Below are 1,669 nucleotides of genomic sequence, written 5' to 3' on the forward strand. Positions count from 1 at the left end.
GGGCCCCGGGCGCGGCCTAGGCTCCCACCGCCACTGTGTTGGTGTAACCCCTGGGGCCCCCCAACGCCCCCCCCACTCCCCCCCCCGCGCGCCGCCCGTCCGCGGGTTCGCGGAGGGCGGGCGCGCTCGTGGGCAGGGCGTCCTGCGGGGAGGGTCAGGCGGCGTTCTTGATGGCGGAGATGTCGAAGTTCAGCTTCACCTTGTCGCTGACCATGACACCGCCGGTCTCCAGGGCCGCGTTCCAGGTGAGACCCCACTCGGAGCGCAGGATCTCGGCGGAGCCCTCGAAGCCGACGCGCTCGTTGCCGAAGGGGTCGGTGGCGGTGCCGTTGAACTCCAGGTCGATGGAGAGCGGCTTGGTGACGTCCTTGATGGTCAGGTCGCCGGTGATCCGGTACTTGTCGCCGCCGAGCTGCGCCGCCTCGGTGGAGCGGAAGGTCATCAGCGGGAACTGCTCGGCGTCGAAGAAGTCGCCGCTGCGCAGGTGGTTGTCGCGGTCGCCGATGCCGGTGTCGATGGAGGCGATCTTGACGTCGATGGCGGCGCTGGAGGCGGCCGGGTCGCTGCCGTTCAGCGTCAGGGTGCCCTCGTGCTCGCCGAAGGAGCCGCGGACGTTGGTGACCATCGCGTGGCGGACGGTGAAGCCGATGCTGCTGTGGGCGGCGTCGATGGTGTAGTCGCCGGTCAGGGCGGCCAGGGCCGGGTCCACGGGGAGGGTGGCGGTGGTGGCGGCGGACTCGGTGTTCTTGCGGCCGAAGAGACCCATGACGTGCTCCTTGTCGGGGGGGTGGCGTTGAAGTCGGATGTTGTTGAACCTTCAACGAGAATGACTGTAACCCCATTCCGTTCAACTTTCAACATCTTGCGTCGAGGTTCCCCCGAACGGCCCCGCGCACCCCTTCGACGCCCTCTGGCGGACGCGCGTAGAACTGCGGCATCATCGCCCTGCGCGGCAGGCGCGGAAGCGCCCCGCGAGCACACCGGCACCACCTGCACCACCGTCCCCACCCACGGTCCCCGGCAGGAGGAATCCCCCGTGAAGCTCCGCTCCGTCCTCACCGCACTCGCCCTCGTCCTCGGCGCCCTCTTCGCCCCCGGCTTCGGCGCCCTCACCTCGGCCGGCGAGGCGCACGCCGTCACCAAGATCAGCCACGCCACCGCCACCTCGATGTTCCGCAACTCCGGCATCACCTGGTCGTCCTCCGGCGGCTGCTCCGACCGGTACAACTCCACCTGCACGTCCTTCGAGCAGCTCAACCTCGCCACCGCCCAGGGCGCCCAGACCCTCAAGAGCGCCAGCGGCTGCGCCCTCAACATCACCGGCGGCACCGAGGTCGGCCACGCGAGCGGCACCTACTCGCACTGGAACGGCTACAAGCTGGACTTCAGCAAGTACACGTGCCTCGGCAGCTACATCAAGAACACGTTCACCTACATCGGCCTGCGCGGGGACGGCGCCCCGCAGTGGCGCTCCGGCGCCGGTAACGTCTACGCCGACGAGGGCAACCACTGGGACGTGACCTTCTACAACTGCGGCGGCTGCTGAACCACGCACCCGCCGTGGGGGGGGGGGGGGGGGCGGGCGCGCGCCCGCCGCGCCGCGCGCGCGCTCGCGAGCCCCCGCGCCCTCGCCCTCGAGGGACGGCTCGGCCCGGGCGCCGGCCCCGGC

Annotated in this window: 2 protein-coding genes; one reads left to right on the forward strand and one right to left on the reverse strand. The window is 70.9% G+C overall.

Annotation, left to right across the window (positions count from 1 at the left end; genetic code table 11):
- Window positions 1-154: 154 nt before the first annotated feature.
- Window positions 155-766, reverse strand: coding sequence for a YceI family protein (locus ACFW1I_RS04250; RefSeq protein WP_384665880.1), 612 nt, complete (start codon window positions 764-766; stop codon window positions 155-157).
- A gap of 270 nt (window positions 767-1,036) precedes the next feature.
- On the opposite strand from ACFW1I_RS04250, the gene ACFW1I_RS04255 reads away from it, so the two are divergent.
- Complete coding sequence (locus ACFW1I_RS04255; RefSeq protein ID WP_384665882.1) at window positions 1,037-1,546, forward strand: hypothetical protein; 510 nt, start codon at window positions 1,037-1,039, stop codon at window positions 1,544-1,546.
- Window positions 1,547-1,669: the final 123 nt, after the last annotated feature.

Origin of the sequence: Streptomyces sp. NPDC058955, assembly GCF_042741435.1 — a bacterium.
GTDB lineage: Bacteria > Actinomycetota > Actinomycetes > Streptomycetales > Streptomycetaceae > Streptomyces.